This is a genomic window from Acinetobacter sp. CE-15, assembly GCF_051059255.1.
Lineage (GTDB): Bacteria > Pseudomonadota > Gammaproteobacteria > Pseudomonadales > Moraxellaceae > Acinetobacter > Acinetobacter guillouiae.
Window position 1 is genome coordinate 1,457,145 of the sequence record NZ_CP192737.1, and the last position, 25,101, is coordinate 1,482,245.

The 25,101-nt window shown below is 37.6% G+C and carries 20 protein-coding genes and 1 tRNA gene; 12 read left to right on the forward strand and 9 right to left on the reverse strand.

The window, feature by feature from the left end:
* Positions 1 to 207: 207 nt before the first annotated feature.
* Both ACQ7EO_RS06780 and ACQ7EO_RS06785 read right to left on the reverse strand, forming a co-directional pair.
* Positions 208 to 996 (reverse strand): pseudouridine synthase, encoded by a 789-nt coding sequence (locus tag ACQ7EO_RS06780; RefSeq protein WP_004823066.1) that lies wholly within the window; start codon positions 994 to 996, stop codon positions 208 to 210.
* 371 nt (positions 997 to 1,367) lie between these two features.
* A complete protein-coding gene (locus tag ACQ7EO_RS06785) occupies positions 1,368 to 2,660 on the reverse strand; it encodes an MFS transporter (protein ID WP_004823065.1) in 1,293 nt (430 codons plus the stop codon).
* Between the two features lie 918 nt (positions 2,661 to 3,578).
* Between ACQ7EO_RS06785 and icd the strand changes: the two genes are divergently transcribed.
* The 4 genes from icd to ACQ7EO_RS06805 all read left to right on the forward strand — a co-directional run bounded on the left by icd (position 3,579) and on the right by ACQ7EO_RS06805 (position 6,587).
* Positions 3,579 to 4,835 (forward strand): NADP-dependent isocitrate dehydrogenase, encoded by a 1,257-nt coding sequence (gene icd / locus ACQ7EO_RS06790; RefSeq protein WP_096734735.1) that lies wholly within the window; start codon positions 3,579 to 3,581, stop codon positions 4,833 to 4,835.
* Positions 4,836 to 5,043: 208 nt separating this feature from the next.
* Entirely contained in the window at positions 5,044 to 5,535 is a 492-nt protein-coding gene (locus tag ACQ7EO_RS06795; RefSeq protein WP_434279195.1) for a DUF2867 domain-containing protein, read from the forward strand.
* Between the two features lie 166 nt (positions 5,536 to 5,701).
* The gene (locus tag ACQ7EO_RS06800) at positions 5,702 to 6,058 is read left to right on the forward strand and encodes a hypothetical protein (protein ID WP_034616240.1); all 357 of its coding nucleotides are present in this window, start codon (positions 5,702 to 5,704) and stop codon (positions 6,056 to 6,058) included.
* A 298-nt stretch (positions 6,059 to 6,356) separates the two neighbouring features.
* Positions 6,357 to 6,587 carry a hypothetical protein gene (locus ACQ7EO_RS06805; protein ID WP_004724907.1) on the forward strand — a complete coding sequence of 77 codons (231 nt, stop codon included), beginning with the start codon at positions 6,357 to 6,359 and terminating at the stop codon, positions 6,585 to 6,587.
* Positions 6,588 to 6,667: 80 nt separating this feature from the next.
* Here the strand turns inward: ACQ7EO_RS06805 and argG are convergent, their stop codons facing one another.
* Positions 6,668 to 8,011, reverse strand: a complete 1,344-nt coding sequence (argG, locus tag ACQ7EO_RS06810; protein ID WP_004724905.1) for an argininosuccinate synthase — start codon at positions 8,009 to 8,011, stop codon at positions 6,668 to 6,670.
* A gap of 268 nt (positions 8,012 to 8,279) precedes the next feature.
* Between argG and ACQ7EO_RS06815 the strand changes: the two genes are divergently transcribed.
* Positions 8,280 to 8,606 carry a hypothetical protein gene (locus ACQ7EO_RS06815; RefSeq protein ID WP_434279196.1) on the forward strand — a complete coding sequence of 109 codons (327 nt, stop codon included), beginning with the start codon at positions 8,280 to 8,282 and terminating at the stop codon, positions 8,604 to 8,606.
* A 65-nt stretch (positions 8,607 to 8,671) separates the two neighbouring features.
* On the opposite strand, the gene ACQ7EO_RS06820 is transcribed toward ACQ7EO_RS06815, so the two are convergent.
* Positions 8,672 to 9,523: a LysR family transcriptional regulator gene (locus ACQ7EO_RS06820; RefSeq protein ID WP_004724903.1), complete on the reverse strand. Its 852-nt coding sequence runs from the start codon at positions 9,521 to 9,523 to the stop codon at positions 8,672 to 8,674.
* A 152-nt stretch (positions 9,524 to 9,675) separates the two neighbouring features.
* Between ACQ7EO_RS06820 and ACQ7EO_RS06825 the strand changes: the two genes are divergently transcribed.
* The 5 genes from ACQ7EO_RS06825 to dld all read left to right on the forward strand — a co-directional run bounded on the left by ACQ7EO_RS06825 (position 9,676) and on the right by dld (position 16,759).
* Entirely contained in the window at positions 9,676 to 10,593 is a 918-nt protein-coding gene (locus ACQ7EO_RS06825) for a DMT family transporter (RefSeq protein ID WP_434279197.1), read from the forward strand.
* A gap of 554 nt (positions 10,594 to 11,147) precedes the next feature.
* Positions 11,148 to 12,818 carry an L-lactate permease gene (gene lldP, locus ACQ7EO_RS06830; protein ID WP_434279198.1) on the forward strand — a complete coding sequence of 557 codons (1,671 nt, stop codon included), beginning with the start codon at positions 11,148 to 11,150 and terminating at the stop codon, positions 12,816 to 12,818.
* Positions 12,819 to 12,848: 30 nt separating this feature from the next.
* Entirely contained in the window at positions 12,849 to 13,592 is a 744-nt protein-coding gene (gene lldR, locus ACQ7EO_RS06835; protein WP_034618110.1) for a transcriptional regulator LldR, read from the forward strand.
* Between the two features lie 2 nt (positions 13,593 to 13,594).
* Entirely contained in the window at positions 13,595 to 14,749 is a 1,155-nt protein-coding gene (gene lldD / locus ACQ7EO_RS06840; RefSeq protein WP_004823052.1) for an FMN-dependent L-lactate dehydrogenase LldD, read from the forward strand.
* 312 nt (positions 14,750 to 15,061) lie between these two features.
* Positions 15,062 to 16,759 carry a D-lactate dehydrogenase gene (gene dld / locus ACQ7EO_RS06845; protein ID WP_434279199.1) on the forward strand — a complete coding sequence of 566 codons (1,698 nt, stop codon included), beginning with the start codon at positions 15,062 to 15,064 and terminating at the stop codon, positions 16,757 to 16,759.
* Positions 16,760 to 16,880: 121 nt separating this feature from the next.
* On the opposite strand, the gene ACQ7EO_RS06850 is transcribed toward dld, so the two are convergent.
* The gene (locus ACQ7EO_RS06850; protein ID WP_434279200.1) at positions 16,881 to 17,705 is read right to left on the reverse strand and encodes a hypothetical protein; all 825 of its coding nucleotides are present in this window, start codon (positions 17,703 to 17,705) and stop codon (positions 16,881 to 16,883) included.
* A gap of 263 nt (positions 17,706 to 17,968) precedes the next feature.
* Between ACQ7EO_RS06850 and ACQ7EO_RS06855 the strand changes: the two genes are divergently transcribed.
* Positions 17,969 to 20,002 carry an NADPH-dependent 2,4-dienoyl-CoA reductase gene (locus tag ACQ7EO_RS06855; protein WP_004823046.1) on the forward strand — a complete coding sequence of 678 codons (2,034 nt, stop codon included), beginning with the start codon at positions 17,969 to 17,971 and terminating at the stop codon, positions 20,000 to 20,002.
* A 98-nt stretch (positions 20,003 to 20,100) separates the two neighbouring features.
* Positions 20,101 to 20,190, forward strand: a tRNA-Ser gene (locus ACQ7EO_RS06860).
* 299 nt (positions 20,191 to 20,489) lie between these two features.
* On the opposite strand, the gene ACQ7EO_RS06865 is transcribed toward ACQ7EO_RS06860, so the two are convergent.
* From ACQ7EO_RS06865 to ACQ7EO_RS06880, 4 genes are all read right to left on the reverse strand, one after another.
* Complete coding sequence (locus ACQ7EO_RS06865) at positions 20,490 to 21,560, reverse strand: hypothetical protein (protein WP_434279201.1); 1,071 nt, start codon at positions 21,558 to 21,560, stop codon at positions 20,490 to 20,492.
* 1 nt (position 21,561) lies between these two features.
* A complete protein-coding gene (locus ACQ7EO_RS06870) occupies positions 21,562 to 22,749 on the reverse strand; it encodes a YagK/YfjJ domain-containing protein (protein WP_434279202.1) in 1,188 nt (395 codons plus the stop codon).
* Between the two features lie 379 nt (positions 22,750 to 23,128).
* Positions 23,129 to 23,362, reverse strand: a complete 234-nt coding sequence (locus tag ACQ7EO_RS06875; protein ID WP_327858295.1) for a helix-turn-helix transcriptional regulator — start codon at positions 23,360 to 23,362, stop codon at positions 23,129 to 23,131.
* A 136-nt stretch (positions 23,363 to 23,498) separates the two neighbouring features.
* Complete coding sequence (locus tag ACQ7EO_RS06880) at positions 23,499 to 24,575, reverse strand: hypothetical protein (protein ID WP_434279203.1); 1,077 nt, start codon at positions 24,573 to 24,575, stop codon at positions 23,499 to 23,501.
* Between the last annotated feature and the right edge of the window lie 526 nt (positions 24,576 to 25,101).

Consider the following 25,101-nt stretch of genomic DNA (forward strand, 5'->3'; position numbering starts at 1 on the left):
TACGCATCGGCTTTTTTATTGAGGGAGTAAATCTTTGTTTAAGCTATTTATTTGCAAGGTTTTGTATGAATCAATTTAAATGATGAGGGCGAGATTGGTTTTAATTGGTCTTGAATTTTTTAGTTATAAAATAAAAATGCCCAATGAAACTCATTGGGCATTTTTACAATATGCGGCAATCGATTAATGGCTTAGAAGGACTAAATCCTAGCGACCATTACGTCCACGACCACGTGGTGCTTTGGTATTTGGGCGGGTGGTACCATTGGTCTTACGACGTGGTTTTTCACCATCTTCCATTTGCCAGATACGTTTAGTTCCAGATTTCTTTGTTGAACCATCTTTATTCTTACGAACGATGGGTTTTCCGCCTGTACCGCCAGGTTTCTTCACATAAGAGCGTGAGCGATAAGGTTCATCTGCTGGAATATTTTGGAAGTCTGGATAAAGTAATGGTTCAATTTCTTTAGTTTCACCAGGCTGTAAACCCATTTGCACCAAATCAATTGCACCAATCTTGGTACGGATTAAACGTAAAGTTGGAAAACCAACAGCCGAAGTCATACGACGGACTTGACGGTTACGGCCTTCACAAATAGAAATTTCAATCCAAGATGTTGGAATATTGGCACGGAAACGTACTGGTGGATCACGATCCCATAACCATTCAGGTTGTTCAACTTTATTCGCTTGAGCAGGTAAAGTCATACCATCTTTTAGCTCAACACCTTTACGCAACTGTTCTAGGGCTTCTTCAGTCACATCACCATCAACTTGCACCAAATAAGTTTTAAATTTCTTATTGGCAGGATTGGTAATGTATTGATTTAAACCACCATGGTCAGTTAAAAAAACTAAACCTTCAGAGTCCATATCGAGACGACCCGCCAAACGCAAAGTCGAGTCATCTACGAAGTCAGACATCGTCATATGTGCTTCGTCTTTACGAAACTGGGAGAGGACGTCATAAGGTTTATTAAGAATGACAATTTTCACTTTAGACCACTAATAAATATCAATAAAATTTTTGAGTTTGATAAAGTTACCCGTTTGAAGAGAGTTGGGTAAAGATAAAGACTACGATATGTGCGCTACTATATCAGATTACGCTTTGTATTCTTCAACTTTATTTATTTACCAAGGCTGAGTTGTAAATACATTTTTCTTAGGCGGGGGGATTGGTGGTTTTATCTTGCTAGAATTTACCATTGCGTGAAATTGAGATAGGCAACTTGAAAACAGCATCTATTGAAGCTAAGCCTTATAATAAAAAAGCTGTACCACCTTTGGGTAGTACAGCTTTTTTGAATAGCGTAGATCTCAAATTCAGTGACCACAAGCTATTAATAAGGGCTTAACCATGTTATTTAGTGGTCATGTTTTAGATATTCCGGTTCTTTCGGTAATTTAAAACTACATAAGAAACAGATCACTAACATGACAATCACATAAAGGAAGAAGGTGCTTTCAATACCCGCTGCTTTGAACTGTAGTGCAACAGATGGTGCAGAACCACCAAAGATTGCATTACCCACAGCATAAGAGAAACCAACACCCAATGCGCGAACATGTGGTGGGAACATTTCTGCCTTAACCAATCCACTGATAGAGGTATAGAAGCTAAGCAACATCATGAGGAAAATAAGTAACAGAGCAACCATCAATGGTGAATAACTGAAATGTGGCATCCAGATCACCATGACTGGATAGATGAAAATCGCCATAGTACCACTGAACGCAAGCATTGCAGCACGACGGCCAATGCGGTCAGAAATAGCACCAAATACAGGTTGTGCAAGCATAAAGATAAAGAGTGAAGCTGTCATAATGAATCCGACAGTTTTACTATCTACACCCATATTGGTGAGGTAGGTCTTTGAATATACTGTAATCACATAGAAGGTGAGGGAACCCGCAGAGGTATAACCTACAACCAATAAAAAGGTTTTCCAGTGATTTTTAAACAGTTCACTTAAGCTTCCAGATTCTTCTTTATCACTGTCTTCGCTAGATAATGTTTCTTCCAAACGGCTACGTGCAAGTAGGGAGATAATTGCAGCAATACCACCAATGACAAAAGGAATACGCCAGCCACCATCAAGCAATTGCTGCTCTGATAGGAATGCCAACATAATAACACCGAGCAAGCTTGCTAATAATTGACCACCTGACAAAGTGACATATTGGAAAGAAGCAAAAAAGCCTCGTTGACCCTTTAAGCCAAGCTCACTCATATAGGTTGCTACAGCACCATATTCACCACCTACAGATAAACCCTGTAGCAGGCGAACAAGTAAAAGTAGGAAAGGCGCTGCCATTCCTACTTGTTCATAGGTTGGGAGTGCGGCAAATAAGAAAGAGCTTACTGCCATAAGACAGATGGAAATGACCATTGATTTTTTACGGCCATGTTTATCGGCAATTCGTCCGAAAACCCAGCTACCAATTGGTCGCATAAAGAAGCTGGCTGCAAAGACACCCCATACATAAATTGCTTGAGTACCGGAGTCCATATCAGGTGCAGTTAATGCTTTAGTGAAATATGCCGCAAACACAGCATAAATATAAAAATCAAACCATTCTACTAAGTTTCCTGAAGCTGCGCCGACGATACCGCGTATACGGCCTCGCTTCTCTTCTTTAGTGTAAGTTTTATCCATTATTTACATCCATGAGATAGGTTGAATCACAATAAATTCAAAATTCATTACGATTTAAAAAACAGGAATAATGTTAAAGATTTTAAGACTAAATAATAATTGCAAAGATGGTTAATTTGATTGGAGGCCATAGGATAGGCAGAAGGAATTAAAAAATGAATTTTGATTTATTTTTTCATTAAAATTCATGTGAAAACATATAGTAAAAGTGAATTACTTTTGTAATTAATCTTAACTTGATTGTGGTTTTGTGAAAATTATTTTTTTAAAATATAAAGCAATGGCAAAAAACACCAATAATAAAAATAAAATTACGTTTTTTTGTTTGTGATCTATTGTGGTGCATAATTTAATGCAATGAAATATATGAATATATTGTGGTTTTAAGGTGACTGGTTTGATCATCAATCTATTGTCAAAATGTTATAGATTTTTAAATTAAATGGCGAATATCAAATCAAAAAATTGGAAATAAAGCTTATAGTGAAAACGTATATTAACTCTCACTTTTAAAGATCTGATTGGGTGAGTTTGTAGTTATTTTGGCGGCTGATATGTTGGATAGAGTAATTATCATTTAAAAAATAAGAATTAACTACTTGTGTTTACAGTGTGAAACATGGAAAAGATCTGACTCTTGGAAAACTTCTTTGTGTAGAAAAGCATAGCTAATACTTTTATTTTTAAGCATTAGCAATGATTGAGAATATTGATTTATATAAAAAATGACGGGTTAAATAACATTAAATAATGGAACATTGTGCTTTATTCAGTAGAGAAATGTTGTTATTCCTCGTATAAATCTCAAAAAATGTACGAATTAGACTAGACTGATATGCGCTAAGAATGGTTAGAAGTATTGTCTATTTGGCAATTATTTTGGATTTGCCAACTATAATAAAAGGGAGAACCTGAACAATGGGTTATCAGAAGATCGTAGTACCTGCTGATGGTAGCAAAATTACTGTAAATGCAGACTTGTCACTGAATGTTCCAAATCATCCAATCATTCCTTTTATTGAAGGGGATGGTATTGGTGTTGATATTACTCCAGCCATGAAAGCTGTTGTAGATGCCGCAATTCAAAAAGCCTATGCTGGCAAACGTTCGATCGAATGGATGGAAGTTTACTGTGGTGAAAAGGCAGATAAAATCTACGGTACCTATATGCCTGAAGAAACTTTTGAGGCGCTGCGAGAATTTGTGGTTTCGATTAAGGGTCCATTAACTACGCCTGTGGGCGGTGGTATTCGTTCATTGAATGTCGCTTTACGCCAAGAACTCGACCTTTATGTTTGTGTACGCCCTGTACGTTGGTTTGAAGGAGTACCGTCACCTGTTCAACACCCTGAATTGACTGACATGGTGATTTTCCGTGAAAATTCCGAAGATATTTATGCAGGTATCGAATGGAAAGCGGACTCTCCTGAAGCGAAAAAAGTCATTAAATTCTTAAAAGAAGAAATGGGTGTAACCAAGATTCGTTTTGAAGATAATTGTGGGATTGGTATTAAACCTGTATCGAAAGAAGGTACTCAGCGTTTAGTGCGTAAGGCGATCCAGTTTGCGATTGATAATGATAAGCCAAGTGTAACTTTAGTGCATAAAGGCAACATCATGAAATATACCGAAGGTGCATTCAAAGAATGGGGTTATGAACTGGCAATTGATCGTTTTGGTGGCGAGCTGATTGATGGTGGCCCGTGGGTAAAAATTAAAAATCCAAGAACGGGTAAAGAGATCATTATTAAAGATGTGATTGCAGATGCCTTTCTGCAGCAAATCTTAATGCGTCCTTCTGAATATTCTGTGATTGCGACACTTAACTTAAATGGTGACTATATTTCTGATGCGTTGGCAGCTGAAGTAGGTGGTATTGGAATTGCGCCGGGTGCAAATATTGGTGGTGCAATTTCTGTGTATGAAGCGACTCACGGTACGGCACCGAAATATGCAGGCCAGGATAAAGTAAATCCAGGTTCTATTATTCTTTCTGCGGAAATGATGCTTCGTGATATGGGGTGGATTGAAGCTGCTGATTTGATTATTCAGGGTGTATCGGGAGCGATTGCTGCGAAAACTGTTACCTACGACTTTGAGCGATTGATGCCAGGTGCAACTTTGCTTCGATGTTCTGAATTTGGTCAAGCAATCATTGATAACATGGATAGCTAATTAAAAGATAGACGCACTAAAGTCAGTATAATCAAAGGTCTGCCAAGTGCAGGCCTTTTTGTTATTTATGGTTTGTCTATTTTATTCTAGAATCTAAGTATATTTATTAAACTTTAGGCTGTGAGTAATTGCACCAACAACTGATTACTGTAGACTGTTTTTAGTATCTATTTAAAAAATATTAATTATATTTTAAGGGGCTGATTGATTGAATATAGAAAGAGATCCACAAACTTTGGTTGCTCCACTTGATCAATTAAATTTTTTACATGAAGCCAAGCAATATATTGATAAAAATCTTACCAGTACTCAAGCCTATTATCTAATGATCAGTAAGCCGCCAGTTTGGTTGAGAGCTGCGTTTAAGCTAAGAGATTTTTTAAGCCAGCATTTAGGTGGTGTGCAACCTATTCAAGGCTTTGGTGAATCAACTAAACCGCTTCAAGTCGGTGGGAAAGCAGATTTTTTTGATGTGGTTAAAGTCTCAGGTCGTGAGCTTTTTTTACAGTCAACCGATAAACATTTGAGTGTATTGTTGGTTTTACAAATCGAAGAATATGATGAGCTTAGAAATGAATTAACGATATGTACCAGTGTGGTGACATATAATCTTTTTGGGAAAATTTATATGCTGCCTGTTTCTATGGTTCATGGTTTTATTGTTCAGCAATCACTTAAAAACCTTCAAATTAAATCTTGAAAATGAAGGATTTGATGTATGACAAAATGCTGTAAAACTTGGCAAAAAAAGTCATATTTATACCTTAATTGTAGATGAAAACTCCTGTGAATAAGAAAACTCCTGTGTAAATAGCAATTTAAATCATTTGTTGATATTTTGTTGAAACTTAAATGGAGTGTTGGTTGTGAAAAAAGTATTGCTGGTTATCTTAGCTTTAGGGATTTCTCATCATGTATTTGCTAAAGACGTACACAAATGTGTGGTAAAAGGTTCGGTAACTTACCAATCTAGACCCTGTGCTGGAACTGCTACAGTAAATCCACAGCAACAACTTCAACAAAAATTAACTCAACGAACTGCAAACCAAACTTCGATACAACAACAAAAAACTCAGTCTGAAATGCATCAGTATTCTCAGCAGCAACATCTACAACGCCATTCTGGTAATGGAACATCTAATGAGATTCCAGATACTGTTGAAGGTAAAAAGAAAAGTTTGGCTATAGCCCAAGAAGCTTATAAACAAACAAAGAATCGATAATTGTTTTTAAATCTGCTTGGACCGTTTTTGTTTTATGGGCAACTGGTTTTTATTAAAGCGGATTCTATTAAAGCGGTTTGGAGAATAAGCTCAATATAACAATAATTTGATGGATGAAGAGTATTTGGAAGTGATTGCTGAAGCTGCTAAATCACAAGGTGATATGCTTTTTACTTAAGTTTTTCGCTTTCAATAAATACGGGATTGTAATCCTATGGCTGTAGGCGAGTAATGTATTGGATGGGATTATTCTGTTATATTAACCAGCCTAGTTAAATTTATTGAAAGCCTTGAATTTATGTCACAGACAAGTTCGAAAAAATTTTATATCTTTGCGACATTAGCATTATTATTTCCGGTATTTTTAGTTGGAATGGCTTTTCTTGCGGCTAAAAGTGATGCCGAAACCAAACGAGAATATGATCAAATTCGCCAAGAACATGCTGAAAAGATTGAGTTGCAAAAACAACAGCAAAAATTAGAGCAACAAAACTTATCGCAACCTGAAACGAAGAATGCAGTGTCTTGATAAACAATCTTTAATGAAAAATCACAAAGACTAAAGCTAAAAAAACCGCCAAATTTGGCGGTTTTATTTTTCATCAAAAATTATTTATTTTTGTCTTTCAGTTGAGGGATCGCAGATCCTGTACCGACAGCCAATAAACCAGTATTGGTATAAATACCAAGTTTTGCACGGGTGTCCGTGATATCAAGATTACGCATAGTCAATTGGCCGATACGGTCAGCAGGACTAAACATTGAATCACCTTTTTCCATGGTTAAACGCTCAGCTTCATAAGTGAGGTTCTCTGATTCAGTGTTCATAATCGTGTAGTCATTACCACGACGAAGTTCTAAAGTCACAGTACCTGAGATTGCTTTAGCAACCCAGCGTTGTGCTGTTTCACGTAGCATCAATGCTTGTGAATCGAACCAACGACCTTGATACAATAAACGACCTAGACGTAAACCATTGATACGATATTGTTCAATAGTGTCTTCGTTATGAATACCAGTTACAAGACGTTCATAAGCAATATGAAGAAGTGCCATTCCCGGAGCTTCATAGATGCCACGAGATTTTGCTTCAATAATACGGTTTTCGATTTGGTCAGACATACCTAGACCATGACGACCACCAATACGGTTGGCTTCAAGAATGAATTCAACAGGGTCTTCAATACGTTTGCCATTTAATGCAACAGGGAAGCCTTCTTCAAACGTTACAGAAACTTCTTCAGCTTCAACTTTTACGTCTTCTTTCCAGAATGCAACGCCCATGATTGGCTCAACGATTTTAATGCCTGCATTGAGGTATTCAAGATCTTTCGCTTCGTGAGTTGCACCCAACATGTTTGAATCTGTTGAATAGGCTTTCTCTTTCGACATTTTGTAATCAAAACCATTGTCGATCAAGAATTGTGACATTTCAGCGCGACCGCCTAATTCATCAATAAATTGCTGATCTAACCAAGGTTTGTAAATTTTAAGTGCAGGGTTGGTTAATAAACCATAACGATAGAAACGTTCAATATCGTTCCCTTTATAGGTTGAACCATCACCCCAAATATTAACATCATCTTCTTTCATTGCTGTAACAAGCATTGTACCTGTTACTGCACGACCTAATGGTGTTGTGTTGAAATAAGGAACACCACCAGTGCTGATATGGAATGCACCACATTGAATTGCAGCAATACCTTCCAATGCAAGTTGTAAGCGGCAGTCAACCAATCGGGCTTTTACAGCACCGTAGTTTTCAGCTTTACGCGGAATTGCATCGTAGTCATCTTCATCAGGTTGACCTAAGTTTGCTGTATAAGCATAAGGTTCTGCGCCTTTTTGTTTCATCCACAATAAAGCTGCTGAAGTATCTAGACCACCAGAAAAGGCGATACCCACTTTTTTGCCTACTGGTACATTCTGCAAGATCGTTGCATTATCAGTCATTGCTCGTCCTAACTATTTCGAAAGAGGCACCACATACATGGGTGGCCAAAGAGAATTTTATAAACGCAGTATTGTAGCACTTTTTCAATCAATGTTTTATTGGATTTGAAGGTTAACATTGAAAAAAATAACAATTTATAGAGTGAAATAAATTTACTTAAATGACCTATGCACCTCATGTAAAAAACTTATAAGAAAAGTCAAATTAACGAGGTGTGAAATTTAATAAATTGATATAATTTTCTAATTATTAAAAACTTTTAATCCTATGCAATTAAATAAAACGCTCTACTATACGCATAATACTTTGTTTGGCTTTTACGGTATTTTGTTGCTTATATTAATTTTCTGTGCACTAACTTCGGGGAGTAATTCCACTAGTTTTGTAGGTGTGGTATTTGCTTTTGCGGTGTTGTTTGGTTTGGCATACTTACATTATAAAGCCGCTATTGAAGTTGAAAAGGGGAGTGAAATAGGGAGATTGATGTCTACCATTATTGGATGTTTATTCTTGATTGGATTTCCAATAGGTACTTGTATAGGGCTGCTGATTTTGCTGAATGTGCGTAAGGCCAAATGGCAGGCTGCGGATTGACCTATGTTAAAAGTAAGATAAATTGGATGTATAGAGTTAATCCAATATATCTGATTTGTTCAGGATCATAGCTGATCATTTAAACCAATAAACTGCTTTTCAATCGGGGTAAATACATGTTCACTTCGTGCAATCAGATAGAATCCAATATCTCGATATTGTTCGGGTGTTTCTCGATAATATTGAATATTAAATTTTTTAATCAGTGACTTTGCAATCATTGAAATTCCCATACCCAATTGAGTGAAATTGACTAAGGCTTCATGATCATAAATATGGGTTAATTCACCTTTGGTTAAATGATAATCTGTATAAATATGATCTAAAGTGGTTGCATAACAGCATTCTTCTGAGGCAAGTAAAATATTTTGATGATTGAGACAGTCTTCAAGGCTGTCATGATTGATGACATTTTTCCCAATAATCACCAATTGATCATCTGCCTTTTGAATATACTGAATATTTTTCTGTTTTGGGTGACCTAGAACATAAGCGATATCTAAGTTTCCGCGTAAAATTTCATCTTCAATATAGCCTGTAGCACCTGTTTTCATGGTGATTGAAAGCTCAGGGTAGGTTTCATAAAGTTGGCTAAAAGACGGGTAGAAACGCATTCCGCCTAAACTGGTGTTGGTACCAAAGCGTAAATATTTTTCCTGTTGATAGATTTTATTTTCTGTTTCTTCCCACGTGAAGATCATTTTTTTGTATTGCTGATATAAATTCATTCCTGATTCGGTCAGTTCAACACCTTTGGGTTTTCGGATGAATAATTGACGTTTATAGTGATTTTCAATCTTTTTTATTTTTGCTGTCATATTCGATTGTAAATAATTGAGTTTATTTGCTGCTGCTGTAATGCTTTTTAGTTCAGCAACAGTCACAAATGATTTGATATCACCCATATCGATATTCATTTCAATTCCTCAATAATGCATTGAATAAGTGCTGACATTAAAGTATCCACTTTAACATCAAAAAAAAAGATGTATACATTAAAACATAGCATTATTCATGATGTCATTTATTTTCTATAATTTACGAACTTTCCATCTGTTGAGTACAGCAAATGAATCTTCGTGTGATTGGTGCAATTGTATTATTGTGTCTCGTCTGGGGATCTTTGTGGGGATTGGTCAAACATAGTTTGCAAATATTTCCGCCATTCTTATTTATTTCTACGCGTTTAATCTTAGCTGCGCTTACCCTTATGTTGGTTCAAGTACTGTTAAGAAAATCCGTTTTACCCGCAAAAGGTGAATGGCGAAAACTGATGATCTCAAGTTTGATGATTTGTATTGGTTTTTATGCAACACAAACCTTTGCCATGCAATTTGTTGATTCGGGATTGTCTGCGGTTTTAGTGTTTACTATGCCTATTTTTATTGGTGTATTGGCGCATTGTATTTTAAATGAGCGTTTAAATAGCCAAAAAATGATTGGGTTGGTTCTTGGCACATTGGGCTTGATTGCGATTCTTTGGCCACAATTACATCATATTCATTTGAATTTATCGTTAATTGGTCAAGCTTTCTTAATCTTGTCAGGCTTCTTCTGGGCTTTAACCACAGTTTATATCAAACAGAATTTTGCAACTTATGACAAAATCAAATTGACCTTTTGGCAATTGCTGATGGGTGGGGTGGTGATTCTGATCGGCGCTTTAATTTTTGAACCTGTAGATGTTAAAGTTTGGATGAATCCACTGAATGATTCAATCCTGTTCTATATTGCTGTGATTGGAACTGGTTTTGCCTTTGCCTTGTGGAATTGGATTGTGAGTCAGGTAGATACCTTTGTTGCGTCTATTTCAATCATGTGTATTCCTATTCTAAGTTTATTTTTTGGTTATGTGCTTTGGCATGAGCCGATTACAATCAACATTATTATCGGTGCGGCATTTATTTGTTCAGGAATTATTTCAAGTTCTTTAAATCTTAAAATCAAGAAAAAACCTGCAACCTTATTGAGTTGTGAGCATCGTTAAATCAATGAGTGGACATTGTTGAATTAATTTATAGTTGATTAAATTTTTAATTAAAGTAAAAAGCAAAATCAGTGAAAGTTCATTGATTTTGCTTTTTTTCTGTTTTTTATATTTTTTGTTTAATACGATGCCTTGACGCTTATTTTAACTGATTTTTAAATTGGTCTGACTAATTTTGGTTTTGAAGTATTTCCAAACCCGATAATAAACTTAAATCAGTGTTACTAAAAAGTGCATGAAAAAATAGCATACGACTAAAGTTGTATAAAATTGGTTTAATTTAAAAAAATACAATATAAAACAAATGAGTTATTCGATTTGAAACCCTGAAAGCTGAAGGATTGGTCTGTGAATAGGTCGAAATATTTGCAATATTGGTCATACCAAAATAATTAATTGAGTGCCAACTATTGATCTTTAAATCAGCAAAAATTAATATTAAGTGGCAGTTAGTGCAAAATTTTTTAATTTAAAACTAAATTGGTCATACCGATTATTGAGAAATAAATGGATGATTCAATGACATTCCACGTTCTAGCAAGCATTTCAAGGAGATGACAATGCTTCAACATTGGCAACAGATTTATGATCCGATGGGCAATATCTGGGTATCCAGTGCCATTGCGCTGATACCAATTATCTTTTTCTTTTTAGCCCTTGCTGTATTCCGCATGAAAGGAAGCGTTGCGGGGACAATTACAGTTGTATTGGCTTTATTGGTTTCATTATTTGCTTATCAAATGCCAACGATGATGGCATTGGCATCATTGGTCTATGGTTTCTTTTATGGTTTATGGCCAATTGCTTGGATCATTATTGGGGCAGTATTCTTATATAAAGTTTCAGTAAAAACAGGGCAGTTCGATATTATTCGTTCTTCGATTTTGTCGATTACGGAAGATCAACGTCTGCAAATGCTTTTTGTTGGCTTTGCTTTTGGTACCTTCTTGGAAGGTGCGGCTGGCTTTGGTGCACCTGTTGCGATTACTGCGGCATTATTGGTGGGGCTTGGTTTTAAACCGCTTTATGCGGCAGGTCTATGTTTGATTGTGAATACAGCACCTGTAGCATTTGGGGCAATGGGGATTCCAATTATTGTGGCTGGACAGGTTTCTGGTGTAGAAACAATGGAAATCAGTCAGATGGTTGGACGTCAGTTGCCATTTATGGTTCCAATTGTGCTGTTTTGGATCATGGCGATTATGGACGGTTGGCGTGGTGTAAAAGAAACTTGGCCTGCTGTGATTGTCGGTGGTGGTTCTTTTGCGCTTGCACAATATTTGACTTCAAACTTTGTGGGTCCAGAATTACCCGATATTACCGCTTCAATTGCGTCTCTGGTTTCATTAACGATTTTATTAAAATATTGGCAGCCAAAGCATATCTTCCGTTTTGCAAATGAAGATGACAGCATGAACGAAAATCTTGCTGCACAAAAACAGCAGAAATATAGCCTTGCTCAAATTGCCAAAGCGTGGTCTCCATTTGCGATTTTAACTGTGATGGTTACGATCTGGAGTGTAAAACCATTTAAGGATTTATTTACCAAAGATGGTGCGCTGCATGATTTAGTGATTTCTATCAAAGTGCCATATTTGCATCAAATGATTCAAAAGATGCCACCTGTTGTTGCTGAAGTAAAAGACTATGATGCAATTTATAAATTTGATTGGTTCTCAGCGACGGGTACCGCAATTATTATTGCTGCAATCATTACTATTATTTTCTTAAAAATGAAGCCAAAAGAAGCAGTGGTTACTTTTGCTGAAACCATTAATGAATTAAAAATTCCAATTTATTCGATTGGTATGGTGTTGGCATTTGCTTTTATTGCTAACTATTCAGGAATGTCTGCAACCTTGGCTTTGGCATTGGCACATACGGGGCAAGCATTTACATTCTTCTCTCCATTCTTAGGATGGTTAGGTGTATTCCTTACAGGTTCGGATACTTCTGCAAATGCTTTATTCGGGGCATTACAAGCCACGACTGCGCAACAAATTGGTGTCCCAGAAGTATTACTGGTTGCTGCAAATACCAGTGGTGGTGTCACTGGGAAAATGATTTCTCCTCAGTCGATTGCAATTGCATGTGCGGCGGTGGGGCTGGTAGGTAAAGAGTCTGATCTGTTCCGTTTTACGGTTAAACACAGTATAACGTTTACTGTAATGATCGGTATTATTATTACATTACAAGCTTATGTGTTCCCATGGATGATTCCATGAGCATAAAACATCACTGAATGAGGAAAGCAGATGAAAGTCTCTGACAAAGTGGTACAAAGCCTTCGTATGTTAATTGAAGAAAAAAACATGCAAGTCGGAGAACGTTTACCTGCTGAACGAAAGTTGTGTGAACAACTGGGCGTATCCCGTTCCTCTTTAAGAGAAGCGATTTCTCAACTGACCAGTACTGGAATGCTGGTCAGCAAAGGCGGGGCGGGGACCTATTTACAACAATTCCCGGTGAACTGGTCGCAAAACCAGATTGTTGAATCTTTAAGTAATTTGATTGATGAAGACCCCGCATATCGTTTTGATGTGCAGGAGGCGCGAACAATCCTTGAAGGTGGTTCAGCTTGGTATGCGGCACAACGTGCAACACCTAAAGATCTGGCTCAGATTCGCGAATATTATGATCAGATTTCATATTTTCAGTCGATTGGTGATGATGAGCAAGCTTCACTTGCCGATGCTAAATTTCATTTGGCGATTGCTGAAGCATCGCACAATTTAGTGTTGATACAGATGATGCGGGGCGTTTTTGATCTGTTGCAGTTTAACGTGCTCTTGGGTAGACGCAAAGTGTACTCAGAAACACATCGATTTGATCAATTGCATGATCAGCATTTTAAAGTGATGGATGCAATTGAACGTCATGATCCAGATGCTGCAAGAGATGCGGTCTGTGGACATATAGAATTTGTAGTACAGCAAGTGCGTATGATTGATGAGGAAGAAGCCCGTCGTCAGCGTGCGAGCCGATTAAACAGGATATGAGCATGATTATTTCTTCTGCGAATGACTATCGTGAAGCCGCGCGACGTCGTTTACCACCATTTCTTTTTCATTATATTGATGGTGGTGCGTATGCGGAATATACACTAAAACGAAATGTAGAAGATTTATCAAAAATCGCTTTAAGGCAACGTGTTTTAAATGACATGTCGCAGCTAAGCCTAGAAACAAAATTGTTTGATGAAACTTTATCTATGCCAGTTGCATTGTCTCCTGTTGGATTAACAGGTATGTATGCACGTCGTGGTGAGGTTCAAGCTGCTGTGGCGGCAGATAAAAAGGGCATTCCTTTTACCTTGTCGACCGTGTCTGTTTGTCCGATTGAAGAAGTTGCACCAGCAATTAACCGCCCAATGTGGTTTCAGTTATATGTGCTGCGTGATCGTGGCTTTATGAAAAATGCTTTAGAGCGAGCCAAAGCTGCAGGCTGCTCAACTTTGGTGTTTACTGTTGATATGCCTGTACCTGGTGCGCGCTATCGTGATGCACATTCTGGTATGAGTGGTCCAAATGCAGCGATGCGTCGTTACATGCAGTCGTGTTTCCATCCGCATTGGGCTTGGAATGTCGGTTTGCTGGGTCGTCCACATGATTTAGGTAATATTTCCAAATACTTAGGAAAGCCGACTGGACTTGAAGATTATATCGGTTGGTTGGGCAATAACTTTGACCCGTCAATTTCATGGAAAGACCTTGAGTGGATTCGTGAATTTTGGGATGGCCCGATGGTGATTAAGGGGATCCTTGATCCTGAAGATGCCAAAGATGCAGTACGTTTCGGTGCCGATGGTATTGTTGTATCAAACCATGGTGGTCGTCAGTTAGATGGTGTCTTATCGTCTGCGCGTGCACTTCCGCCAATTGCAGATGCCGTCAAAGGGGATATTAAAATCCTTGCTGACTCTGGTATTCGTAATGGTTTGGACGTGGTTCGTATGCTGGCATTGGGTGCAGATACCTGCATGCTCGGACGTGCTTTTGTCTATGCATTAGGGGCAGCGGGTGGTGCAGGTGTTTCAAATTTGCTTGAATTAATTGATAAAGAAATGCGTGTCGCAATGACTTTGACGGGTGCCAAAACAATTGCAGACATTAATGCTGATTGTTTAGTCAAGTTAGACAAAGCATTGGACGCGTAATGTATTTTTGATATGTCATCAAGCTAAATGACAGTGTTCAATTTGATAGAGGCAAATGTCATCCATGCAAATTTCATCTGTAGTGCTTTGAGGCAGAACGACCTTATAACATGATGTATTTGCAAAGCATCAAATGAAAAGATGTGATTTAACGAGTTTTGCGGATGAGCATGGTTCAAGCTACTTTTCATCAAAAAAGTAGTTTGAACTGATCGTTGATCCCTCAATACAAATAATATTGAAAAAAACGCTGTCGGAATGAATGCCTTATTGAATGAGATTGAATAAGGGTTCATCAATAGGATAGGGAAAATGCAATCTAATATTGATTCACAACACACCATTCAGCAATTGATCGACATCGTCGGTCAGCAACACGTTTTAACCCATGATCATGCAACCCGCTTGTATCGTCAGGGTCGTCGTTATGGCTCAGGGCAAGTGCTGGCTGTTGTGGTTCCCGGAACTTTGTTTGAACAATGGCAAGTGTTACAAGCTGCTGTAAATGCGAACTGTATTGTGATTATGCAAGCTGCAAATACTGGCCTTACGGGTGGTTCAACACCTTTTGGTGATGATTACGACCGACCCGTTATTTTAATGAGTACACGTCGTTTGGCGGGTATACAAGTGATTAACCAAGGTCAGCAAGTGATTTGCTTACCTGGTGCAACTTTAGATCGTCTTGAAAAAGAGTTGGCACACTATAACCGTGAGCCACATTCAGTGATTGGTTCATCTTGTATTGGTGCATCGGTTCTGGGTGGAATATGTAATAACTCAGGTGGAGCATTGGTCCGCCGCGGCCCTGCATATACTGAACTGGCACTTTATGCACAGGTCAATGCGTCAGGTGAGTTAGAGTTGGTCAATCACTTGGGGGTGAATCTGGGTGACACACCTGAAGAAATTTTGACAAAACTCGAAAATAAAAACTATCAACTCAATGATGTTATTAATAATGCGAGTTGTTGTGCTTCTGACCATCGTTATGCGCATGATGTTAAACAGGTTGATGAAAATACACCTGCACGATTTAATGCTGATCCATCACGTTTATTTGAAGCTTCAGGTTCTGCAGGTAAAGTCTGTGTCTTTGCAGTACGTTTAGACACCTTTGAAAAAATTCCAAGTCAGGTATTTTATGTGGGGACCAACTCACATGATGATTTGACGGAAATCCGCCGTTTCTTACTCAAAGATTTGCCAAGATTACCGATTGCGGGTGAATACATTCATCGTGTTGCCTATGATATTGGTGCTGAATATGGCAAAGATACCTTTATGTTTATCGAAAAATTTGGTACAGCAAAAGTGCCTGCTGCATTTGCATTAAAAGATAAGGTGGATGGGTATCTCGAAAAAATAGGCTTACGCAGTTTGTCTGATAAAATGTTGCAGATGGTGACTAAGCTGTTGCCCAATCATTTGCCAAAACGGATGAATGAGTTTCGTGACTTATACGAACATCATTTGATGATTCGTATCGAAAATCAGGATGTAGGGCAAGTCGAACGCTTTTTAAAAGAATATTTTCAACATAAAACATCAGGTGATTTTTTCCATTGTACGGATGAAGAAGGGCATAAGGCTTTTTTACATCGTTTCGCAGTGGCAGGTGCGGCAATTCGTTATCGTGATACGCATCGTTCGGAAGTTGAAGATATTGTTGCGCTGGATATTGCTTTACGCCGTAACGACCGTGAATGGGTAGAGACTTTACCTCAAGAGATGGATGATTTAATTACCCATAAATTGTATTACGGACATTTCCTCTGCCATGTGTTTCATCAAGATTATATTGTCAAAAAAGGGGTAGATCCTTTGGCGATGGAACATCAGATGTGGCATTTGCTGGATAATCGTGGTGCAGAATATCCTGCGGAACACAATGTAGGACATTTATATATTGCGAAACCTACTTTAAAAAATCATTATCAAAAGCTTGATCCAACCAATAGCTTTAATGTCGGCATTGGGCAGACCAGTAAATTAAAATACTGGAAGTGATGATATTGCGTCGTATTGATTTGTTTATGGTGATTTATCAGATAAACAGTCTGTTAAAAAAGTAATAGATGATGAACTGATTTATTTAATGAAAATAGCCATGCAAAAGCATGGCTATTTTTTATTTCTGTTCGCCTAATTTGGAGGAAATAAATCCAAGTACAAAAGCACTGATAAAGAAGGTAACAACCGTGTAGAGTGCAGATTGTGTGGTAAACCAAATTGCAATGGTTAAGATCGTAACGATCGCTGTACAAATCCAAATCGCCAACCCAGAAGTTGCTAAAGGTTGTTGAGATGGAGTAGGGTCAATTTGATCTGGTGTGGACGGGTCTTCTTTGGTATTTAAATCGTGAATAGGGGCATGTAGATTCACACCATAAAAGAAATAAGGATGATCATCAAAACGTGCAAGCTCAATACGTTGCATTTCAATAAAAGAAATTTGTTGTGAATGATCCTGTGCTGTATTTTCAATGTGTTGTAGCAATTGGGTTAAGAAATGGGCATCATTTAAATCTAAGGGTAAACCACTGGTGCGTAATAAAATGTACTCAGGATAATGTTGTTCGATTAAAGATTTAAAGTCATCAAAATGGTAGCTATTTTCTACCCCAAAAATTTCTATAAATAAGGGTTTACGCGCTGCTAAATTGACGAGTGCTTGCTGTTGATCAATAACTAAATAAGCATACTGACTCTCACCAAAGTCCTCTTGGCGTTCTTCTAGATCAACTTGGTTGCGTTCATCGTTGATATCAAGATCATCTATATATCTTGTCCAGAAAATATTTTCTTGCTTAAACAGCATAAACCATAAAATCGGAATGAATGCATTTGCTTCGAGTTCAAAAGATGCACTTTGAAAAAACTCTGCCCATTGATTTTGACTACCTCTTGGCATATGGCTAAAGGTAGAACTGGTTAAAAATACCGGGTGGCTCATAAGGTTGATGCCTTTTCTTATTTACTTTTATTCAGCAGTTATATTGCAAAATAACGAAAATTGACACAGAAGATTGTTATAAAACTGTATAACACTTTTCTTTTATTTGAGTCATATCAAGATGTGTTGCTTCTTGCTGTGGGTAAGACAGATAGAATTGACACTATCTACGATGAAAATATCAAAAATTGCCATCAAAAAAAAATTAAAACTCGATAAAGTAGTATGCAACAAGTTGCAAAGCCAAACTTAAAGGATTCATCATGACAAATAGCTATGCAAATATCTTAAAACCACTCCATCTGGGATTTACGACCATTAAAAATCGTGTCGTGATGGGTTCAATGCACACAGGTTTAGAAGATCGTTTTTATAACTACCCAAAACTTGCTGCATATTTTGGAGAACGCGCCAAAGGTGGTGTTGGGCTAATTATTACAGGGGGGATTTCCCCAAACCGCCAAGGTTGGTTGTTGCCAGCCGGTGGTACGATGAATACTTTAGGTGATATTGCACCACACCGTTTAGTCACACATGCTGTACATAAGCATGGTGCAAAAATTCTGATGCAAATTCTGCATGCAGGGCGTTATGGTTATCAACCGTTTGTTGTATCTTCAAGCCCAATCAAATCACCGATTTCGATGTTTAAACCACGTCAGATGAGTGACAAACTGATTCTTGAAACCATTCAAGATTATGCTGAAACAGCTAGTCTGGCAAAAAAAGCCGGCTATGATGGCGTAGAGATTATGGGTTCAGAAGGCTATTTACTGAATCAATTTTTAAGTCGCCATGTGAACCAACGTGAAGACCGTTGGGGCGGGCCAATTGAAAACCGTATGCGTTTGGCAGTCGAAATTGTAAAAGCAATTCGTGCCAAAGTTGGTGAAAAATTTATTATTTGCTTCCGTTTGTCGATGCTCGATTTGGTCCATGACGGTAATACCATGGATGAAGTGATCACTGTTGCACAGGCATTAGAAAAAGCAGGTATTACTTTACTCAATACCGGGATTGGTTGGCATGAAGCACGTGTACCCACGATTGTAACCTCTGTCCCGCGTGCTGCATTTGTAGATTACACCGCGGAAGTGAAAAAGCATGTCGCTGTACCTGTCATTGCTTCCAACCGAATTAATATGCCTGATACTGCTGAGGAAATTTTGGCAGCAGGTAAAGCTGATATGGTGCAAATGGCGCGCCCATTATTGGCAGATGCTTTTTGGGTAAGTAAAACCGCAACCAATCGTGTTGATGAAATCAATACTTGTATTGCATGTAACCAAGCCTGTTTAGATCATAGTTTTCAAAATAAGCGTGCAAGTTGTTTGGTGAACCCAAGAGCAGCGCATGAAACTGAACTGGTTTATCTTAAAACAAAAAAACCGAAGAAAATTGCGGTCGTTGGCGGTGGTGTTGCTGGAATGTCAGCAGCTACTATTGCGGCAAGTCGTGGACATCAGGTGACTCTGTTTGAAGCCTCTACTGAGGTCGGTGGGCAGTTTAACCTTGCTAAAGTTGTACCAGGTAAAGAAGAATTCCATGAAACCATACGTTATTTTAAGGTTCAGATTGAAAAAACTGGTGTGGACTTACGTTTAAATACCAAGGTGAATCGTGAGCAACTAGAACGTGAAGGTTTTGATGATGTGGTGATCGCAACAGGTGTGATTCCACGGGGTCTAAATATTGAAGGCAGTAACGCACCGCAAGTATTGTCTTATGCGGAAGTCTTGCGTGGCGCACCTGTTGGTAACAGAGTCGCTGTTGTTGGTGCAGGTGGTATTGGTTTTGATGTGTCGGAATATTTATTAAAACCTGAGCATCAGCCGCAACCACAACCTTTGGCAGATTGGCAACGCGAGTGGGGTGTAGACCCAAATCCAAACTATATGACTGAAGGTGGTTTTGTTCCTGCTGAAGTAGAGCAACCAATTCGTCAAATATATTTGATGCAACGTAAAACCACACCTCTGGGTATTGGTTTAGGTAAAACCTCGGGTTGGGTACACCGTGCACAATTGAAAAAACATGCGGTAAGAATGATGCGTGGCGTGCAATACAAGTCTGTCACCAATGAAGGATTATGGATTGAAAGCAATGGTCATGATCAATTGTTACGAGTCGACACGATTGTGGTGTGTGCAGGTCAGGAATCCGTTAAGGACTTAATGCCTCAAGAGGGTGAGTCAACTTTAGCAAATTACCATATTATCGGTGGTGCAAAATTGGCTGGTGAGCTTGATGCAAAGCGTGCGATTCGTGAAGGTGCTGAAATAGCAGCTAAACTTTAATCAAAATCATCTATTTTGATGAAACAATATGCATTTGAATGGTTTAAGTCTATTTTTTTCTTGTCAGAATTGGAAAAGCTTAGTATTCTTGCGCACATGGAAGCGTGGCAGAGCGGTTTAATGCACCGGTCTTGAAAACCGACGAGGGTGTGAGTCCTCCGTGAGTTCGAATCTCACCGCTTCCGCCAAATATTGAATTAAGCTCTTGTTTTTACAAGGGCTTTTTTCTTGACTTAGTTTTTAACCCACATTCTAACCCACAATAAATTTTGGTTGTGATCAAACTTAATAAGCATTACTAGAACATGTTTGGATCATCTTTGAAATATTACTAGAGAATAATAAACTAATCTTAAAATGTAGATATGATTCTGTTGAGCTAAAATTAGACACTATTTTGAAAGATCTTTGCTTAACTTAAGTGAAATCATGAAAATAAAAAAGCAGCATGGGGCAAGGCATGCTGCTTTTTAAATATAACTCCTAACTATCTTTCATAATCAGTTTTGCCTCGCTCAATTCGTAGACTTGGAGCGTTATCTCTGAGTCTAAACCAGTGGTCAGGAACAACTAGTTGCGCTTTGAGTGCATTTAGACGATTACCCACGTGAATTTGATTTAAGTCATAGTAGTTGAGTTCCTGCACTTGAAAAAGAGGAGCATTACCAGAATTCATAGAGGGGATCGTACCTAATGCGATATGATCACGATTGAGATTAATAAAATAAGGCGCGAGTGTTTGGTATAGTGGTGTACTGTCAAAAGGACATAGGTCTGAAAATTCTTTTTTTACAAAGAATATCAGTCTAATCGTTTGTGTCTGCTGAATGTCGATCTCATCTCTGGCTAGAATACCGAGGACATTATTTTGATGGCGTCTGCGCCAAACATCTCTAATAATTTCATTAGATTTCTCTTGTACGATTTCATAAGCTGACATATCTCTAAAGTCAGGTTCACCATAAACAGGCTCAAGCCCATTAAGCAGTTTACGCTGCACAACAAGTGAATGAACTTCAAAACGGCTGGTTTCATCATAGATGAATTCTAAGAATCGATCGTATGAGCCTGTTAAGTGTCCAAACCTATTGTTCCATGATCGACATTTAGTCATGAATATTCTAGTTTGAATTCTAACTTTAAAATCAGCAATACATTCTTCACACTTATGTTCTATCCATTGATAGGCTTGAAGATTAATGTTGTAAAGGTCATGTTGAAACATAAGTTGGCTCAATAGTGCTATTTCTGGATGGAGTAAGGCATCCTGAAATTTACCTGTTGTATAGGGGTTCCTAGTATTGTCTGCTACAATATTTAAAACTAGATTCCCCAAATTCGTTACATATAGATTGGGTATAGTTGGGTGAGGGAATGCTGTTGGATTATTCGTGAAAATCCGAAAACTCTTCTTAGTTTTGATTTTTTGGATCAGCTCTGAGTAAAAAGCCAAAGAAACAGGTGCAACATGCGTGAACCCTTGATAAGCATAGGCTCTCGTCACAATATTGAGATAATTAAGGGCTTCGGTTTTTTCCATAGCATTGAATGTGGTCATATTATACTTCCTGAGCGAATGGTTGAGATTTTGTTGTGATTAGAGCGCGAGGGCGGCCTGAATTGGCTTTAGGCTCAGGAAGCTCACTGCGCTGAAATCGTTTAAAACTCTTCAGCTCAGAAAACATAAAAAACTGATCGGCTTTGACGATGTAATCAAAGGTTTTGAATAAGTAAGACTGTTTTTCACTATCCGAATAATGAATCATGCCAATACCACAGTATTTGTATTGGTCTTTCTGCATGTTGCAGATGTAGGTGCATCCACGATTTCTGGTCACTTTTTTCCAGTAGTCCGAAATATATTGGGCGAGCGTAATATCCTCTTGGTGTTTATCACCGTCAAAGAAAAAGTAGGCGTGTATATGGAACCCAGTAGCATGAGAGTATTCATACTGCCAAATATAGCCTTCAATGGCGCTTAATAGCTTGTTATTGCGCCAATTGTCCTTAAACTTTTTCATAGACCTCTTTAGATAAATCAGGTCATGACGCGAATAAGGGAGAGCTATAGACGATGCATGTTTGAGCAGGGTTTCTGGATCACGCTTCAATGCAAAATCCATTCTGATGACCAAGACTCTGGCAAACTTTGCAATGAGATGGTTGAAGAGCTCAATGCACGCAGACTTATTATTTTTCTTGATTATATTTCGATCCCTGATTTTCTTTTTATATTCGGCACTACTCAAGTGTTTAATCAGCCGCGCTATAAACAGATTAAATAAATCGACATATTTTTGCACACACACTTCGCTGCGATAATCGATTGCAGACACATGGGCCAATACTTCAAGCTCAACTGGGGAGAATTGAGACTGAGTCAGCATCCAAGCTTTGATTTCTGTTCCATATAAATACTTTGTAGTGAAGTGATGCTGAAATGCTGAGCGCATTTTCTCTTCTAAAGATTCCCATTTGGTAGGAAAATGAACTAGATAGCGTTCATGAAAGAACGGGGACTTTTCTTTCACTAATTTTGCTACTGGAAGTTGAGTTTTTTGGCATTGAGCAATGACATTGACAATGTTGAAGCAAATATCAGCCACATGATCAATCGCATGTAGAAATTGATATGAGTTGCCATCTAGTGCTGTCATCATGCTTGAACTTAGATCAGAACGCTGAAGAGCAGTTAGCTCCTCAAGCGTAAATATGCCAGCGGAGTTATGGAGTTTTGGTTTGTTCATATATTTCTCAAATATTCAGTTTTAAGAAATTTGGGCAATAGCTGTCTGTAGCCACGAGGTTGAGTCGTGTCTAAATAGGATGAATGGCATCAGTTAAATATGATCTGCAATCTGATAGAGAAGTATTAACTTAACGAGTGGTCTGACTTTGCTAGAGCAGTCAGAATCACTACAGATCATCATTGCTCAATCATCTCTGTCTCTTACAGTATGAAGATCAATATATTCAATAATCTAAATATATAAAAGATATGAATATATTTAGAGAATATATATTAAATGGTTTAATACCTTTATCCAAATTCAAGCTAAACAGACTAGCCTTGCACAAATTCATATCGTGTTTACGTGAATGTGTATATATATGTGATATACACAGTTAGGCCGTCATTTGTAGAAGATTTCGAGCTTCAATTTTGGATTGAATCCAAGACTGAACCTCACTGAGCCTCCATCGTGTCAGATGGCCAAACTTTACTGGTTTAGGGAAGTCGGGGTCATAACGTTTAGACTTTGAATTCATGCGATCGTAGATGGTTGATCGAGATAAACCTGTCAGTTCTTCTAGATCAATCCGACTGATCATTTTGAATGGGTCGGCAGATGAAACCATAAAAGTAATCCTCGTTTTAGACATTTAAGAATATGCTGTACAACATGGGATTACTTTAGATGGGACATAGGACTCGATAAATGTTTCTGCACCGAGAGATTTTTAATTAGAGAAATCCTAGGTTGTGAATATTAAATTAAGTATTTGTTTTTAAATGTGTATTTTTTATTTCTACGGTATAATGTTTTTTAATTTTTTCATAAAGTGAAAGTTTTTCACCATCTTGATCTTTAATTTGATGTTTCCATTGATAAAAATTTTGCAGAATATTTTTATGGATATAAGCAATAGCATGATCAGAATATAATTTTTCTAATGTCTCATTGCAGCCAATAAGTCTATCATCTAAACGTTTAATATGGATTGCACCTGGAATTCCAGTTTTTATAAAAAGGGGTTTAACTGTATTCTTTCTAGGCATATAGGTATAAGAAAAACTCCCTAGATTCTGAGCTTTCTTATATCTTTCTCCTCTATTGAGAAGCGTTGCTTTTTTTAGAAGATAAAGTCCTGTCACCGTGGGAATAACACTCTTTTCGTATTCAATGTCAATTTCAGTATCAAAAAGTGCATTTACCTCAATATTTTTTTTATTGGCTACTGTGAGATATTTTTCGACATGATCTTTATATTTAGGCTTTAAGTGAACTCGGATTATTTCTTTGATTTCTAGATCCTTATAAGCCTGAGCCTGTATTTTTTTTATTTTTTTAGCAATTTCTTCAGGAATTTCGACTGATCTACAATCCATATGCTGAGCATAAAATTGAAAAGCTTGCTGGTACGCTGTATATGCTTTTTTAAAGCTAAGTGGCCATTCACTCTTTTTAGTAAAGTCGAATTCTTTATTTTTTAATAAGTCTAGATACTCATTTGAATTAATATAGTTTTTAAAATCACGGATGGCAATGAATACCTCATCATAATGTCGATAAAGACGGTCTTCTATGGATAATTTGAAAAATTTACTTTTGTCAAAATAGTGAGGTTGCAAGCCTTGTTCTAACCATTCTTTTTGTTTATCTGAAATAGAAAACTCACCTTGATTCAGAAGTGTATCAATAACTTGTTGTTCATCAGCTTCATTCTTAACATTCGAAAAGCGCCAATAATGTTTGATAGAGAGCGCTGGATTACGAAGATTATGAATGACAAAGCATTCTAGGATCCTAATTTCTTCAATTTCTTTTTTGAGATCTATGTAATTTTCCATGTTGAATTGTCTAATATGAATTTGGCTCAATTATAGTAAAACATATACGATTTTTATAAAATTATATCAATAAAAGTGAGAATGAGCTTGTAAAAAGTAAGGTGTGATTTTGATGTACAGAGATAACACTTAAATCGAGTTTTTTTAATCGGTTATAAAGACAACGTCACCCTCAATAGTGATGTCACTTTTTACAATTATTTGGAAGATGATGTCTTGGTTTTTTAAGCCCAATAAAGTAAATCTAGATTGATAAAAATTCAAACTCATTCCATGACGCATATTTTATACAGACGCAGGTACGGAGTAAACCCATTCATTTATATCCAATTGACACATTTCCTTTCAGCACTTATTCTTTATGCGCTGGCCTACATTGCCAGTGGGTTTTAGCAGACCCATTAAACAAAGACGATGTACAAAAGTCTCTTTTGTATGTCGTGGACCCGTTCGTCCCCCCTTTTCTCTATGGTAGGGCGGAAGGGGGACACCTTTGTGTGTGCTGGTTTCTTTGTTTACCAGTCTG